The organism is Rubrivirga marina, from assembly GCF_002283365.1.
Taxonomy (GTDB): Bacteria; Bacteroidota; Rhodothermia; order Rhodothermales; family Rubricoccaceae; genus Rubrivirga; species Rubrivirga marina.
The window spans coordinates 1,600,448-1,615,357 of the sequence record NZ_MQWD01000001.1; the positions used below are offsets into that span (position 1 = coordinate 1,600,448).

The window sequence follows — 14,910 nt, forward strand, 5'->3', positions numbered from 1 at the left end:
GAGGCGGGAGGGAGGGGGACGCAGACGGTCCGAACCCGAGCCCGGTCCGATCTGTTGCCCCTTCACCCGGAGCGCACCCCGCCTGCCTCGGCCCTTCGGCTTCGCTCAGGGGAGCCGTCGAGGCGGAGGGGGCTAGGCCCCCGTCGGGCTGTCGGCCGTGCGCTGGACCGGCGTCTCGCCCTCCGGGAAGAACTCGAGCGCGGCCGAGTTCATGCAGAACCGGAGGCCCGTCGGCGGCGGGCCGTCGGGGAAGACGTGGCCGAGGTGGCCGTCGCACCGTGCGCACCGCGTCTCGATGCGGACCATCCCGAGCGACCGATCCTCGATGTTCGTGACGTGCTCGGGGTCGACGGGCTGGAAGAACGACGGCCAGCCCGTGCCGGACTCGAACTTGGACCCGCTCTCGAAGAGGGGGAGGCCGCAGAGGTTGCAGGCGTAGATCCCGACCTCCTTGGTGTGGAGGAGGAGCCCGCAGCCGGGCCGCTCCGTCCCATGCTCGATGAGGATGCGGCGCTCCTCGGCGCTGAGGCCGGCCGCCTCGACGGCCTGTTCGCGGGCCTCGCCGCGGAGGGGCGTCAGGTCGTAGCCGGCAGCGGATGTAGTCGGAGTCTCCATCGGATCGCAGGTGGGGGAGGGCGTCAACCGCCCCGAGCGTGTCGCGATCCGACCGGTGCGCGTCCCGCTACATTCCGACGCCTTGTTTCCCCATGCCGCCGTGCCTCCTCTCGACCGCCTCGCGCTCACCCTCGTTCTCGCCGCGCTCGCCGTCGTCCCGGCCGCGGCCCAGGAGACGCTCCTCCTCCGCCAGCCGACGCTGAGTGCGACGCACGTCGCGTTCGCCCACGGCGGCGACCTCTGGATCGCCGACCGCGCCGGCGGCGACGCGCGCCGCCTGACGAGCACGCCGGCCGTCGAGTCCGGCCCGCATTTCTCGCCGGATGGGGAGTGGGTCGCGTTCACGTCGGACCGGTCCGGCGTCCCGGCCGTCTACGTCGTCCCGGCCGCGGGCGGCGACCCGACGCGCCTGACGTGGTACCCGGAGCCATCCGAGGCCCGTGGATGGACGCCCGACGGCGCCCGCGTGCTCTACGCGTCGTCGCGGGAGACGGCGCCGGTCGGGTTCAACCGGCTCTGGACCGTCTCGCCCGACGGCGGGCCGTCGGAGCTCCTGCCCGCGCCGTGGGGCAACGACGGCGCTTACAGCCCGGACGGCCAGCGGGTCATCGTCGACCGCGTGACGCGTTGGGACGAGGAGTGGCGCGCCTACCGCGGCGGCCAGAACACGCCGCTGACGATCCTCGACCTCGGGTCGCTCGCCGAGACGCGCCTGCCCAACGAGCGGACCACCGACGTCCACCCGGTCTGGCTCGGCGACACGGTCTACTTCCTCTCCGACCGCGACTGGACGATGAACGTGTGGTCGTACGAGCCGGCCACCGGCGCCCTCCGCCAGCGGACCGAGTTCGAGGGCGCCGACGTGAAGTGGCTGGGTGCGGGGCCCGACGCCCTTGTGTTCGAACGGGAGGGCCGGCTCCACACGCTCGACCCCGCCTCGGGCGACGTGCGGACCCTCTCGGTCACGGTCCGCGGCGACTTCCCGTGGGCCGCGACGCGCTGGGAGGACGTGACGAGCAGCGTCGAGTCCGTCTCGCTCTCGCCGACGGGCCAGCGGGCCGTCATGGAGGCGCGCGGCGAGGTGTTCACCGTCCCCGTCGAGCACGGGGACGCCCGCAACCTCACGCGGTCGTCCGGCGCCGCCGACCGCGCGCCGCTGTGGTCGCCGAAGGGGGACCAGGTCGCGTGGTTCTCCGACGCCGGCGGTGACGGCTACGGGCTGATGCTCGCCGACCAGGACGGCCTCGGCGAGCCCCGGTGGATCGACATCGGCGAGTCGAAGATGGCGTGGGAGCCAGCGTGGTCGCCCGACGGCGCGCGCCTCGCGTTCGTCGACGACGACGTCCGGGTCCGCGTGGTGGACCTGGCCTCCGGCCGCGTGCGGACGGTCGACGTGGGCGGGACGAACATCGAGCGCGGCCGCCTCGGGCTGACGTGGTCGCCGGACTCGGAGTGGCTGGCCTACGCGAAGACGGCGCCCAACAACTTCCGCCGGGTCACGGTGTGGTCGGCCGCGACGGGAGAGACGCACGCCCTCACCGACCCCCTCGCGGACGCGTTCGCGCCGGCCTGGGACCGCGACGGCCGCCACCTCTACCTCCTCGCGAGCACCGACGTCGCCCTGGGCTCCGGCTGGGCCAACACGAGCTCGATGCGCGCCGACCCCGAGTACGCGGCCTACGTCATGGTCCTCCGCGCCGGCGACCCGACGCCGTTCGTCCTCCGCAGCGACGAGGAGCCGGTCGAGGAGGCCGTCGGCGAGGACACCGAGGCCGAGGAGACGACCGTCGAGGCGGGCCCGCCTGCGGAGGCGCCCGACGAGGCGGGGGGCGACGAAGCGGAGGACGAGGTCGAGGTCCAGATCGACCTCGACCGGCTCGACCGCCGGACGCTGGCGCTCCCGATGCCTGAGGCCGACTACGTGACGACGATGGCGGGGCCGGCCGGGACTGTGTTCCTCGCCGAGAACGCGCCCTCGTCGCCCGGCCTCACGCTCCACAAGTTCTCGCTGGAGGAGCGCGAGGCGACCCCGTTCCTCACCGGCGTCCGCTTCGCGTCGGTCTCGGCCGATGGGTCCAAGATCCTCGCCCGGACCGGCCCCGGTTGGACCGTCGCCGACACGGGCGGGCCGTCGGGCGACGGCGGTACGGACGTCCGCGTCCAACTCCGGATGGAGCTCGACCGCCAGGCCGAGTGGCGTCAGATGTTCGACGAGGCGTGGGCCTACGAGCGCGACTTCTTCTACGACCCGGACCACCACGGCCGCGACTGGGACGCCGTCTACGACCGCTACGCCCCGCTCCTCCCGCACGTACGCCACCGGGCCGACCTGACGTACCTCCTCGACCAGGTCAACGGCGAGCTCTCGGTCGGCCACAGCTTCGTGTTCGGCGGCGATTACCCGGCCGTCGATACGGTCCGCGTGGGCGTCCTCGGGGCGGACCTGGAGCGGGACCGCGGCGGCTGGCGGATCGCGCGGATCTACACGTCGGAGAGCTGGAACCCCGGCCTCCGCGCGCCGCTCGACCAGCCCGGCCTCGACGTCGAAGAGGGCGACTACCTCGTCGGCGTCGAGGGCGAGCCCCTCGCTGCGGCCGACGACCCGTACCGCCTGCTCGACGGGACGGCCGGCCGCCAGACGGTCCTCCACGTCAACGACCGGCCCGGGATGGAGGGCGCGCGCCAGGTCCTCGTGGAGCCGACCGAGAGCGAGACCGGCCTCCGCCAGCGGGCCTGGGTCGAGGACAACCGCCGCCGCGTCGACGAGCTCTCCGACGGCCGCCTCGCCTACGTCTGGGTGCCCAATACGGGCGGCCCGGGCGTCGTCTCGTTCGACCGGTACTACTTCGCGCAGCAGGACAAGGAGGGCGCCGTGATCGACGAGCGGTTCAACGGCGGCGGCCTCCTCGACGACTACATGGTGGACCTCATGACGCGCCGGCTCCGGGCGGCCGTGACCAACGAGGTGCCCGGCGGGGCCGCCTTCCGCCTGCCGGCCGGCATCCTCGGCCCGAAGGTCCTCCTCATCAACGAGCGCGCGGGCTCCGGCGGCGACTTCTTCCCGTGGGTGTTCCGTCAGCAGAACGCCGGCCCGCTCGTCGGCACGCGGACGTGGGGCGGCCTCGTCAAGTCGTCGGTCCACTACGGCCTCGTCGACGGCGGCGCGCTGACGGCGCCCGACAACGCCGTCTTCGACCCCATCCAGCGGCGCTGGATCGGCGAGAACGAGGGGATCTCACCGGACGTCGAGGTGCTCCTCGACGCGCGGTCCGTCGCCGCCGGGCGCGACCCCCAGCTCGAGCGGGCGGTCGACGTCGCGCTCGAGCTCCTGGAGGAGGAGCCCACGCCGACGGTCACGCCGCCCCCCTACTCGACGCCGGCCGTCCGCCCCCGCGACTGAGCGTGACTCCGCCCGCCTCGGGGCGTCACCGAGGCGGGCCCGCCGGGATCCGGAGGAGCCGCCGGTGCCACGCGTTGTGGAGGTAGCCCTTGAAATTCCAGGTCGCCGTGACCGACGCCGGCTGCTCCCGCTCGCCGTCGTGCGCCCGGACGACGACCTCGTAGGCCCCCGGCGCGAGGTCCGCCGCGAACGTCCACACGCGCCACGTCCAGCGCGAGCCCTCGCCGAGGTCGGCCTCAGACCACGAGGCGCCGCCGTCGAGCGAGACCTCGACGTGCTCGATCTCCCGGTCGCCGCCGGTGTAGGCGTAGCCGCGGAAGGCCACGAGGCCCGGCGCCGGCTGGACCTCGGGCGCGGGCTCGGTGATGACGCTGTTGAGCGGAAGGCTCTCGATGGACGGCGCGGCGTCCCAGTCTGCGTCCTCCTTCTCCACCTTGGGCGGGAAGACCTTGTAGGCGTGCCTCTGGAAGTAGTTGTCGGACTCCTCGGCCTGGACGGTGATGCGCGTCAGCCACTTCACGCTCCGCGCGCCGATGAACCCGGGCACGAGGGCCCGGAGCGGCGCCCCGTGGTTCGGCGCCAGCGGCTGGCCCTCGTAGCGATCGGCCAGAAGTGTCTCCTGCGCGAGGGCCTTGGCGAGGGGCACTGACGATCCGTAGGCGAACGCCTCGCCGTTTTTCGAGCACGTGTCGAGGCTCTCGAAGGCGACGTGCGCCGCGCCGTCGGCCACGCCCGCCTCGGCGAGCACGTCGGCCAGGCGGACGCCCGACCAACGGCCGTTGCCGAGCGCGCCGGCGCCCCAGGGCTCCTCGCCCGGCGTCGGCGCGAGCGCGTGCATCTCGGTCCGTCGGTTGCCCGCGCAGCAGAGGACGGCGTCGACCTCGGCCTGCTCGAACCGGCCCAGGTCCGCCAGGCTCAGCGACAGCTCCCGCTCGACGAGGCCGTCGACGACGAGCCGGAAAGTCGCGGGGTCGGGCTCCGGCGTCGTCCCGTGCGTACGGACGTACAGGAGGTCGGGCGGCGTCCGGAACGACCGCGTGAGCGCCTCGGGGAGCGGCTCGGCGTTGGGCGGGTCCCCGGAAAGGACGACGAGGTCGGGCGGGAGCGGCATCGAAGTGAGGAGGGGGCGAGGGCAATCTCGCCTTCTCTCCCCAGCGGTGCCCCCGCCCGCCTCGGCGGATCCGCCGGCTGCGTCACCGAGGCGGGCGGACTCAGGCGGCGAGATCGGCCTCGATCTGGGCGATCGAGTCGCGGAGCTCGGCGGCCTTCTCGAACTCGAGGTTCTCCGCCGCCGCGTCCATCTCGCGCGTGAGCTGGGCCACGAGGTCCCGCTTCTGGTCGTCCGTGAGGTACTTCACGACGGGGTCCGCGACCTTCGGGAGCTGGTCGGGGCCGGCGTAGTAGCTCACCTTCTCCTTGGCCCGGCGCTCGTCCTGCTCCGCCTTGTGGTCGGCGATGGCCGTGCCGCGGCGGACGTCGTCGATCGACTTCGTAACCGTCATCGGCGTGATCCCGTGCTCCTCGTTGTAGGCCCGCTGGATGTCGCGGCGGCGGTCGGTCTCCTCCATCATGCGCGCCATCGAGTCCGTCACGCGGTCGGCGTAGAGGACGACGAGGGAGTCGGCGTTGCGGGCGGCGCGGCCGGCGGTCTGGATCAAGGACCGCTCCGAGCGGAGGAACCCCTCCTTGTCGGCGTCGAGGATGGCCACGAGGTTGACCTCGGGCAGGTCGAGGCCCTCGCGGAGCAGGTTGATGCCGACGAGCACGTCGAACTCGCCGAGGCGGAGGTCCCGGAGGATGTCGACCCGCTCGAGCGCGTCGATGTCGGAGTGGAGGTACCGGACGCGGACGCCGAAGCTGTCGAGGTAGTCGGTGAGGTCCTCGGCCATCCGCTTCGTGAGCGTGGTGACCAGCACCCGTCCGCCGGCCTTGACGCGGTCGCGAATCTCCGCCAGCAGGTCGTCGATCTGGCCCTCGACGGGGCGGACCTCCACGTGCGGGTCGAGCACGCCGGTCGGCCGGATGATCTGCTCGACCACGACGCCGCCCGACGTCTCGAGCTCGTAGTCGGCCGGCGTGGCCGAGACGAACGTGACGGCGTGGTGGAAGGTCTCGAACTCCTCGAACGTCAGCGGCCGGTTGTCCATGGCGCTCGGCAGCCGGAAGCCGTGCTCGACGAGGTTCAGCTTCCGCGCGCGGTCGCCGTTGTACATGCCGCGGACCTGCGGGACGGTCACGTGGCTCTCGTCGATCACGATCTGCCAGTCGTCGCCGTGGTTCTTCTGGAAGTAGTCGAGGAGGCAGTACGGGCGCGTGCCGGGCTCGCGACCGTCCATGTGGCGCGAGTAGTTCTCGATCCCGGAGCAGTACCCGATCTCCTTGATCATCTCGATGTCGAAGAGCGTCCGCTGCTCCAGCCGCTCGGCGGCGACGAGGTTGCCGTCGTTGCGGAGGATGGCGAGCCGCCAGCGGAGCTCCTCCTGAATGCCGGCGATGGCGCGGTCGACTTGGTCCTGCGGCGTGACGAAGTGCTTGGCCGGGTAGATCGTGAGCGTGTCCTGCTCGAACGACAGCTCCTCGCCCGTGACCGGGTTGATCCGCGCGATCCGCTCGACCTCGTCGCCCCAGAACTGGATGCGGTAGGCCTGGTCCTCGAAGTAGGCCGGGAACACCTCGACCACGTCGCCGCGCACGCGGAACGTGCCAGGCGTGAAGTCGACGTCGTTCCGGTTGTAGAACACGTGGACGAGCTCCATCAGCAGCTCGTCGCGGTCGCGCTCCTGGCCGGGCGAGACCTGGACGATCCGCTTTTTGTACTCGTCCGGGTTGCCGAGGCCGTAGATGCACGACACGGACGCCACGATGACCACGTCCTGCCGGCCCGAGACGAGCGCCGACGTGGCCCGGAGTCGGAGCCGGTCGATCTCCTCGTTGATCGCCATGTCCTTCTCGATGTACGTGTCGGACGAGACGATGTAGGCCTCGGGCTGGTAGTAGTCGTAGTAGGAGATGAAGAACTCGACGGCGTTCTCGGGGAAGAACTGCCGGAACTCGGCGTAGAGCTGGGCCGCGAGCGTCTTGTTGTGCGAGATCACCAGCGTCGGCTTGCCGACGTTGCGGATGACGTTGGCCATCGTGAACGTCTTGCCGGTGCCCGTCGCGCCGAGGAGTGTCTGGTAGGGGTCGCCGCGGAAGAGGCCCTCGGTGAGCTCGCCGATGGCGCGGGGCTGGTCGCCCATCGGCTGGAACGCCGTCGAGAGCTTGAAGGGCGAGTCGATGCGGGTGATCGAGGCCATCGGGGTCCGTGGTGGGGCAGCCGGGAAGAATCGCACGCCGGGCTGACGACGGTGTGTCGCAGCCCTCGGTCTACCGGGCACCCCGCGTCGGGTTCGCCGTGGCCCCGCCCGCCTCGGCCCCGAGGTGGGCGGACTGGTGCGACCGAGTGGCGCGCGAGCGTGTCATCACGGCTTGGTAAAGTGCGGCCGCGGATCCGTCGGGCGCCGCTGGCATGACGGAGGGTGGCCGCCCTGGCCCGTGGCCGGCCGACTTATCCGGACGGCCGCGGGGGCCGATACCGTCGCCCCCCCTCCCGCCACTGTGACGACTCCCTCCCCGCAGGCCGCTGAGCCGGCCTGGATCGCGCGCCGTTCGTGCGCCCCGCGTCGCCGCCGCGCGCTCCTCGCCGACACCGACGAGCCGACGCTGACCATCGTGGGGCATCGGCTCTCGCGCGCCGGCTTCTCGGTGCGGACGGAGCGGACCGGCCCGGACGCGCTCGACGCCGTGCTGGAGGCAGCCCCCGACGTGGTCGTGGCGGCCTCGCGGCTCCCGGGGCTCGACGGGCTCCGGCTGTTCGAGCGGCTCCGCGACGAGATGGAGGCCCCACCGCCCGTCGTCCTCGTGTTCTGGCCGGGCAACGCCGCGGCCGTCGCGACGGCGCTCGACGCCGGCGTGGCCGACGTCATCGTCCGCCCACTGTCGCTCGTCGAGGCCGTCTCCCGGATCCGACGCTTCGTCCCGGTTTGATGGGCGCCGGGATCCCCGACGTCTCGGAGCACGCGCTCGCGGCGGCCGCCGCGGCGTTGCTCGTCGTGTCGACGGTCCTCGTCGGGCTCGTGGCGCTGGCGGCGGTCGGGCTCAACCGATGGGCGTGGTGGAGCGAGCGGCGTCGCGTGGCCCGGGAGGCCCGGTGGACGCCGCGTCTCCTCGGGCTGCTCGATGGCGAGATCGCGCCCGAGTCGTTCGCGTCGGGGCTCCGGCGGGGCCAGCGGGCCGACATGCTCCGGTTCCTCATCACGTACGCCGTCCGCCTCCGGGCCGCGGACCGGCAGCGGCTGGCGAAGGCGGCCGCGCCGCTCCTCCCGTACGCGCGCCGCCGGCTGGCCTCGTGGTCGCCGGAGCGCCGCGCGTTCGCCGTCCGCGCCCTCGGGCTGCTCAGCGTGCGGACGCCGCTCGTCACGTTGGGAACGGCGCTCCGCGACCCGTCGCGGCGCGTGGCCCTCGCCGCGGCGCGCGCGCTCGCCCAGTCGCGGAGCCCACGCGCCGCCCCCATCATGCTGACCGGGCTCTCGCGGTTCGGCGGGGCGCACACGGCCAACGTCGCGTCGCTCCTGGCGCAGTTCGGGCTCCGAGCGGGCGCCCCGATCACGGCCGCGCTCGTCCACCCGCGGACCGATGCCCGGGCCCGTGTCGCGGCCATCGAGGCGCTCCGGCAGCTGAGCTACGTGCCCGCCGCCGAGCCGGCCCGCGCTCTCCTCGAGTCCCCCCGCCTCGATGCCGAGGTGAAGGGGGCCGTGCTCCGGCTCCTCGCCGAGGTCGGCGGCGCCCGCGAGGCCGCGGCCGTCCGCCCGTTCGTCGACAGCTCGGAGGACATCCTGCGCATCCACGCCGTCGGCGCGCTGGGGCGGCTCCAGTGCGGGCCGGAGGACGCCGTCCGCCTCCGTCGCGCGCTCCGCGACCCGAACGTGTGGGTCGCTCGCCAGGCCTCCGAGGCGCTCGGCCAGCCCGTCCCCCGCCCGACGCCGCCGCGCGTCCAGCCCGTCCCGAGCGAGGCCTCCTCATGACCCCCTCCCTGTTCCACCTCGTCGACTGGCTCGTGCTCGGGTTCGTGACCCTCGTCGTGGGGCACTACCTCATCGGGGCCGGGCTGGCGCTCGTGGCCCTCGTCCAACTCCGCGGGCGGCTCGCGTCCTCGTCCGTCGAGGAGTTGGCGTCGGCCGCGACGCTGCCGCCGATCACGCTCCTCGTGCCGATGTACAACGAGGGGGTCGTCGCCGTCGAGGCCGTCCACGCGCTCCTCGGGGTGGAGTACCCGACGAAGGAGGTCCTCGTGATCGACGACGGGTCGACCGACGACACGGTCGCGCGGCTCCACGAGGCGTTCGACCTCGAGGAGGTCGTCCGCCCGCCGATGGCGGAGATCGAGCACGCGCCGGTCCGCACGGCGTACCACAGCCGGACGCGGCCCGAGCTGTGGGTCCTGTCGAAGGCGAACGGCGGGGGCAAGGCCGACGCCGTCAACGCGGGCCTGGCCTACGCCCGGACGCCGCTGTTCTGCATGCTCGACGGCGACAGCCTCCTCGCCCGCGACGCGCTCCTCCGCGCCGTCCGCCCGTTCCTGGACGACGCCCGGACGGTCGCCGTCGGCGGGACGGTCGGGATCGTCAACGGCAGCCGGGTGCGGCATGGCCGGGTCGAAGAGCTCCGGATGCCCCGGAGTTGGCTGGCCCGGTTTCAGGTGCTCGAGTACGTCCGCGCCTTTTCAGCCGCGCGGACGGCGTGGGACCACATCGGCGCGCTCCTGATCGTGTCGGGCGCGTTCGGGTTGTTCCGCCGCGACGCCGTCGTCGCCCTCGGCGGCCTCGACGACGAGACGGTCGGTGAGGACATGGAACTCGTCCTCCGGCTCCACCGGACGCTCCGCGAGGCCGGCACGCCGTACCGGATCGGCTACGCGCCCGACGCCGTCTCGTGGACCGAGTGCCCCGAGACCGCGGCCGTGCTCGGGCGCCAGCGCGACCGGTGGCACCGCGGGCTCGCCCAGATCCTGTGGCGCCACAAGCGGATGCTGTTCAACCCGCGCTATGGCAAGGCCGGCCTGCTCGCCTTCCCCGCCTACGTGTTCGTCGAGTTCCTCGGCCCCGTCGTCGAGGCCATCGGCTACGTCGGCCTCGTGGTGCTGCTGGCGCTGGGAATGGTCGACGTCCCGCTCGCGCTCCTGCTGCTGGCGCTCGCCGTCATGCTCGGCGTGGCCCAGTCCGTCGCGGCCGTTGCGCTCGAACAGCTCGCGTTCCGTCGGTACACCCGGCTCCGCGACGTGGGGATGCTCCTCCTGCTGTCGGTGATCGAGAACGTCGGGTACCGCCAACTGACCGTCTGGTGGCGGCTGAAGGGGATCGTCAGCTACTTCCGCAAGCAGAACGCCTGGGGTGTGATGACGCGGACCGGCTTCCAGACCTCGTGATGCGCGCGCTCCTCCTGTTCCTGCTCGTGACCCTGCCCGCCTCGGCGCAGTCGTGGGGCGCCACGGCGTCGACGGCCGCCGAGGTCGTGGACGGGCTCGACCCGTGGCTCGAGTCGCGGGTGTCGGTCGGCGGCCGGGCCGGGGTGCTGGCCGGCGTCGCCGAGGCGGGCGTGGTCGAGCGCTACGACCAAGCCGCCCCGTTCGTGGGCGCCGACCTCTACCCGACGCTCGCCGACGGCGCCTACGGCAACGTCCGCGCGCGCTGGTCGCCGGGCTCCGACGTGACGGCCCGGCTCGACCTCGGCGCCGAGGCGTTCGTCGCCCTCGGAAGGGGCTGGGAGGCCTCGGCCGGCGGCCGGCGCCTCGCCTTCGCCGACCGCGACGTGTGGATCGCGACGGCAAGCGGCGCGCGCTACGTCGGCCCGTGGTACGTCCGCGGCCAGCTCGCGGCGGTCCCCGACGGCGACCGCGTGCCGGTCTCCACGCGCCTCCTCGTGCGCCACCTCGGCGATGGAGAGGGCGGCGCGTTCGGGTCGTTCTGGGAGCTCTCGCTGGCGCGCGGGGAAGAGGCCGTCGTCGAGTCGACGGGGCGGACGGCCGTCCGCGGGTCGTGGGCCGTGGCCGGACGGCTCCAACGGTCGCTGTCGGGGCCGGTCGGCGTCACGCTCGGCGCCGGCTACACGGCCGACGGCGACCTCTCCCGCGGCGCCGCCGAGGCGGGCGTGTTCGTGCGGTTCTAGGCGGACCGGACGCGCCCCGCTTCGGCGGACCAGAGCGGGGCGCGAGGGCCGGAGCCGAACGGGCTAGCGCGCCGCGACGAGGCGGGCGGTGCCCGGGTCCACGTCGGTCGGGGTCCCGGCGAGGAGGCCCGCGAGCCAGGCGTCGAACGAGACGCCCGCCGAGACTAGCGTGTACCGAGCACGGAGGAACGTGTGCGCGTCGCCTTCGGCGAAGAACGTCCCCCACGACTCGGGAAGCTGGGCGCGGACGTCGCGGAGGCCGGCCGCGAACTCCTCATCGGTGATGGGGTCGCCCGGGGCCTGGCCGAAGCCGTAGAACTGCTGGAACACGTCGTCGCCGAGGTGGCTGGCGAGGCCGAACGTGGCGTCCGGGTAGCGCGTCGCGTAGTAGTCATAGACGCCCGGGAGCGCGTCGGGCTGGAAGAGCTGGGGGGCGGACGGGAGCGCGGCCGAGCCGTTGTAGAGCGTGACGACCTGCGTCACGAGCTGCGGGCTCAGGACGTTGTCGGCGAAGAACAGCGGGCCCGAGTCGTCGACGAGGAAGAGGTCGGCGTCGTCGAACGTCTGGGCCACGGCGTCGAAGTTGAACAGCGTTCCGAGGCCGCCGGCCGACGAGCCGGCGAGGAGCACGCGGCTCTGCGTGCCGAGGCCGTCCTCGAGGAGGGCCAGCGCCCGCTTGACGTTCTGGTGGCCCACGAACTGCTGCGTGCCGTCGACGCCGGCCGCCTGGAGCAGCGTGTTGTTCGGGAAGCTCCCGGCGTGGACGTCGCCCGTGCAGTACGGCACGTAGACCACGTTCCAGTCGCCGACCGGGTTGGCGGCGGACGTGCTGAACACGCCGGCCTCGCCCGCCTGGGCCACGAGGCCGGCGAAGTCGGTGGCGCCGAACGACGACGGGTTCGTCGAGCACGTCGCGCCGTTGAAGCAGGCGCCGCCTCCCTCGAGGTAAATCATCAGGTCGTCGGAGTCCTCTTGAAGGCGAACGCCGATACCGGTCGGCGAGCCGTCGCGGCAGACGGAGCCCTCGACCTCGACGAACGTCCATTCGCCGGGGGCCACGTCGGCGAGCGGGCCCTCGGGCTCGGACGAGTCGCAGGACGTGAGGGCGAGCGCCGCGAGGGCGAGGGCGAAGAGCGAAAGGCGGGGCATGGGGGGATCGGTGGACGCGGCCCCGAATCTACGTGTGGGGTGAACGGTGTTAAGGGGAATCCTCGGCCCCGCCGGGGCGGTTCGGGCCTCTCGAGGCCACGGCGGCCGGCCGACGCCGGGGCGCCGTTACCTTCTCTCGCCCCTCGCTCTGCGCCGTGACGTACTGGCTCTGGTCCGTGCCGCCCGACGTGTACCCGGCGGCCCTCCGCGCGGGGACGTTCGCGCTGTGGCGTCAGGGGCGCGCGCGGCTCGAGGAGGTCCGCCCCGGGGACCGGATCTTCGCGTACCTCCCGGGCCGGCAGGTCATCGCCGGGGAGTTTGAAGCGATCGGGCCACCGTTCGAGGACGCCACGGCGCTCGCCCCAGGTCGCCACCTTCCGCACCGGCTCCGCGTGCGTCCGGTCGCCGTGCTCCCAGAAGAGTTGTGGGTCCCGCGGGACGGTGTCGCCGACGACCTCCGGGTCCTGGAGGAGTACTCGGAGCACGCACCGGAGACGCGGTTCCGGCGCGTCGTGCAACAGGTGCTGCACCCGCTCCCGCGCATCGACGGGACGGTCCTGTCGTTCGTCGTCCAGGCCCGCCTCGGCACCGATCCCGACGCGCTCATGGGGGCCGTCGAGGCGGTCCGCCAGGCGCGGGCCGAGGCGCTCGACGCGTCCCGTCGCCCCCCCGAGGCGGCGGAGCCTGCGCCCGCCTCGGTCGTGGCCGAAGCCTCGGTGGGCTACGTCGCTCCGGAGGATTTCGACCGAGCAGCGGCGATGGAGCGGTTGCTGGGCGATCTCGCGTCGAGGGGCTACCGCTACGCCCCGTGGGCCGTGGCCGCTTACGTGACCGCCCTCCGCACCAAGCCGTTCGTCCTGTTGGCCGGCGTGACCGGAGTCGGGAAGAGCCGCCTGCCCGTCCTCGTCGCGGAGGCGACGGGCGGCACGTCGACAGTGCTCCCCGTCCGTCCCGACTGGACCGATCCGGCCGAGACAATGGGGTTCGTAGATCTCGGTGGACGGTTTCGTCCCGGTGCTGTGCTCCGTGCGGCGCACGGGGCCGCCGAGGACCCCGATCGGTTCCACACGCTCGTGTTCGATGAGATGAATCTTGGGCGTCCGGAGCACTATCTCGCCGAGGTGCTGAGCCGAATCGAACAGCGTGCTCCGGCGCCCGGTGGCTACGAGAGCCCTCCGCTCTTGACCGAGACGCTTCAGGCCGGCGATGCCCTCTGGCAGGCCGTCCGCCTGCCGCCGACGCTCGGTCTCGTCGGGACCGTCAACGTGGACGAGAGCGCGCACGCGTTCAGCCGGAAGGTGCTCGACCGCGCGTTCGTGATCGAGCTCGTCGCGAGGGACCTCGGCGACTGGCAGAGCGCGTCCGTCGAGGAGTCCACCGACCGGTGGCCGGCCGAGGCATGGACGCCGCGGGCCGTCCGCCTCGGCGAGCTGACCGGTCTGACCGGCGACGAGCACGCGTCGGTCGCCCGCACGGTCGGTGCCGTCACCGAGGCGGGCCACGTTCTCGCCCCGTCCGGCCTCGGCGTGGGCTACCGGACGCGCGACGAGGCGGCGCTGTTCGTGCTGCACGCGGCGGAGGCGCCGGGCGCGTTCCGGGACGAGGCGGAGGCGCCCGTCGACCCGCTCGACCTGGCGCTTCTGACGAAGCTGGTGCCTCGCCTGGATGGCGCCCGCTCGGCCGCTCGCTCGGCGGCCTACGGCCTGCTCGGCTGGACCCTCGATGGCTCCACCGCCGACGCCCGGGACGCCGAACGGATCGTCGACGACTGGATCACCGACGGCCGACCGGAGGCCCTCCCGGACGCGCGCTTCCCTCGGACCGCCGCCCGCCTCGCCCGGATCGTCGAAGGCGCGCTCGACGACGGAGTCGCCTCGTTCTGGGGCTAGGCGTGAGCGTCAGGAACGGGCGGATCGGGAAGGCCGGCCCTCTGACGTCCCACCCCTTCGCATCGCTCGTCGGATCTGGTCGGCCGTCTCCACGAAATCGGCGGCCGACTCGCTGACCGCGGGGTCGACGGGGAGGTGGAGGTCCATCACGAGATCCTGGTCGCTGCCCGAGGAGGTGGCCCCGAGGCGATGGAGCCAGTACGTCATCCGTTCGTTTTCGCGCCCGACGACGCCACGGAGCGTCTGCACGCCGACGCTCGGAGCGACGACGGCGAGGACCGCCAGCAGCAGTTGCCCCACCCCGTGGCCCTGCGCCGTGTCGAGCACCGTCAGGGAGAACTCCGCGATCGACGGCGCTTCCTTGAGCCGGATGAACCGGCCGACGCCGAAGCCGGGCGCGTCGGGGGCCTGGAGGTCGAGGGCGCCCCACGCCACGTGATCGTGCCCGTCGACCTCGGTGAGGTAGCGGAGGTGGGCGTCGCTGAGGGTGGAGACCGACCCGAGAAAGCGGAGCCGGCGCGAGTCGGCCGAGAGCTCGTCGAAGCCGGCCGCGAGTCGGTCCTTGTCAGCCGCGACGACCGGGCGGAGGACGACGGGGCGCCCGTCTCGGAGCGTCAGCCGGAGGACGGGCGGAGTGGACATGGCACGGCGTCG

At 73.2% G+C, this 14,910-nt stretch carries 11 protein-coding genes; 6 read left to right on the forward strand and 5 right to left on the reverse strand.

Features of this window, described 5'->3' with window-relative positions:
- Window positions 1-132 precede the first annotated feature (132 nt).
- Complete coding sequence (msrB, locus tag BSZ37_RS06675; protein ID WP_095509798.1) at window positions 133-615, reverse strand: peptide-methionine (R)-S-oxide reductase MsrB; 483 nt, start codon at window positions 613-615, stop codon at window positions 133-135.
- Between the two features lie 100 nt (window positions 616-715).
- On the opposite strand from msrB, the gene BSZ37_RS06680 reads away from it, so the two are divergent.
- Window positions 716-4,015 carry a S41 family peptidase gene (locus BSZ37_RS06680; protein ID WP_095509799.1) on the forward strand — a complete coding sequence of 1,100 codons (3,300 nt, stop codon included), beginning with the start codon at window positions 716-718 and terminating at the stop codon, window positions 4,013-4,015.
- 25 nt (window positions 4,016-4,040) lie between these two features.
- On the opposite strand, the gene BSZ37_RS06685 is transcribed toward BSZ37_RS06680, so the two are convergent.
- A complete protein-coding gene (locus BSZ37_RS06685; RefSeq protein WP_095509800.1) occupies window positions 4,041-5,126 on the reverse strand; it encodes a molybdopterin-dependent oxidoreductase in 1,086 nt (361 codons plus the stop codon).
- 100 nt (window positions 5,127-5,226) lie between these two features.
- On the reverse strand, window positions 5,227-7,311 hold the full coding sequence (uvrB, locus tag BSZ37_RS06690) for an excinuclease ABC subunit UvrB (protein ID WP_095509801.1): 2,085 nt from the start codon (window positions 7,309-7,311) through the stop codon (window positions 5,227-5,229).
- Window positions 7,312-7,612: 301 nt separating this feature from the next.
- On the opposite strand from uvrB, the gene BSZ37_RS06695 reads away from it, so the two are divergent.
- From BSZ37_RS06695 to BSZ37_RS06705, 4 genes are read left to right on the forward strand one after another with little or no spacing between them, the layout of a single operon-like run.
- Window positions 7,613-8,041, forward strand: a complete 429-nt coding sequence (locus BSZ37_RS06695; protein ID WP_179299507.1) for a response regulator — start codon at window positions 7,613-7,615, stop codon at window positions 8,039-8,041.
- On the forward strand, window positions 8,041-9,078 hold the full coding sequence (locus BSZ37_RS21440; protein WP_143537576.1) for a HEAT repeat domain-containing protein: 1,038 nt from the start codon (window positions 8,041-8,043) through the stop codon (window positions 9,076-9,078). The genes BSZ37_RS06695 and BSZ37_RS21440 overlap by 1 nt, the downstream gene beginning before the upstream one ends.
- The gene (locus BSZ37_RS21445; RefSeq protein ID WP_143537577.1) at window positions 9,075-10,478 is read left to right on the forward strand and encodes a glycosyltransferase family 2 protein; all 1,404 of its coding nucleotides are present in this window, start codon (window positions 9,075-9,077) and stop codon (window positions 10,476-10,478) included. The genes BSZ37_RS21440 and BSZ37_RS21445 overlap by 4 nt, the downstream gene beginning before the upstream one ends.
- On the forward strand, window positions 10,478-11,218 hold the full coding sequence (locus BSZ37_RS06705) for a YaiO family outer membrane beta-barrel protein (RefSeq protein ID WP_095509804.1): 741 nt from the start codon (window positions 10,478-10,480) through the stop codon (window positions 11,216-11,218). Before BSZ37_RS21445 ends, BSZ37_RS06705 begins: the two co-directional genes overlap by 1 nt.
- 63 nt (window positions 11,219-11,281) lie before the next feature.
- Here BSZ37_RS06705 and BSZ37_RS06710 read toward each other — a convergent pair whose 3' ends face one another.
- The gene (locus BSZ37_RS06710) at window positions 11,282-12,367 is read right to left on the reverse strand and encodes a pectin acetylesterase-family hydrolase (RefSeq protein WP_095509805.1); all 1,086 of its coding nucleotides are present in this window, start codon (window positions 12,365-12,367) and stop codon (window positions 11,282-11,284) included.
- A gap of 155 nt (window positions 12,368-12,522) precedes the next feature.
- On the opposite strand from BSZ37_RS06710, the gene BSZ37_RS06715 reads away from it, so the two are divergent.
- Complete coding sequence (locus BSZ37_RS06715) at window positions 12,523-14,256, forward strand: McrB family protein (protein WP_095509806.1); 1,734 nt, start codon at window positions 12,523-12,525, stop codon at window positions 14,254-14,256.
- A 9-nt stretch (window positions 14,257-14,265) separates the two neighbouring features.
- On the opposite strand, the gene BSZ37_RS06720 is transcribed toward BSZ37_RS06715, so the two are convergent.
- Window positions 14,266-14,898: a GNAT family N-acetyltransferase gene (locus BSZ37_RS06720; protein ID WP_095509807.1), complete on the reverse strand. Its 633-nt coding sequence runs from the start codon at window positions 14,896-14,898 to the stop codon at window positions 14,266-14,268.
- Between the last annotated feature and the right edge of the window lie 12 nt (window positions 14,899-14,910).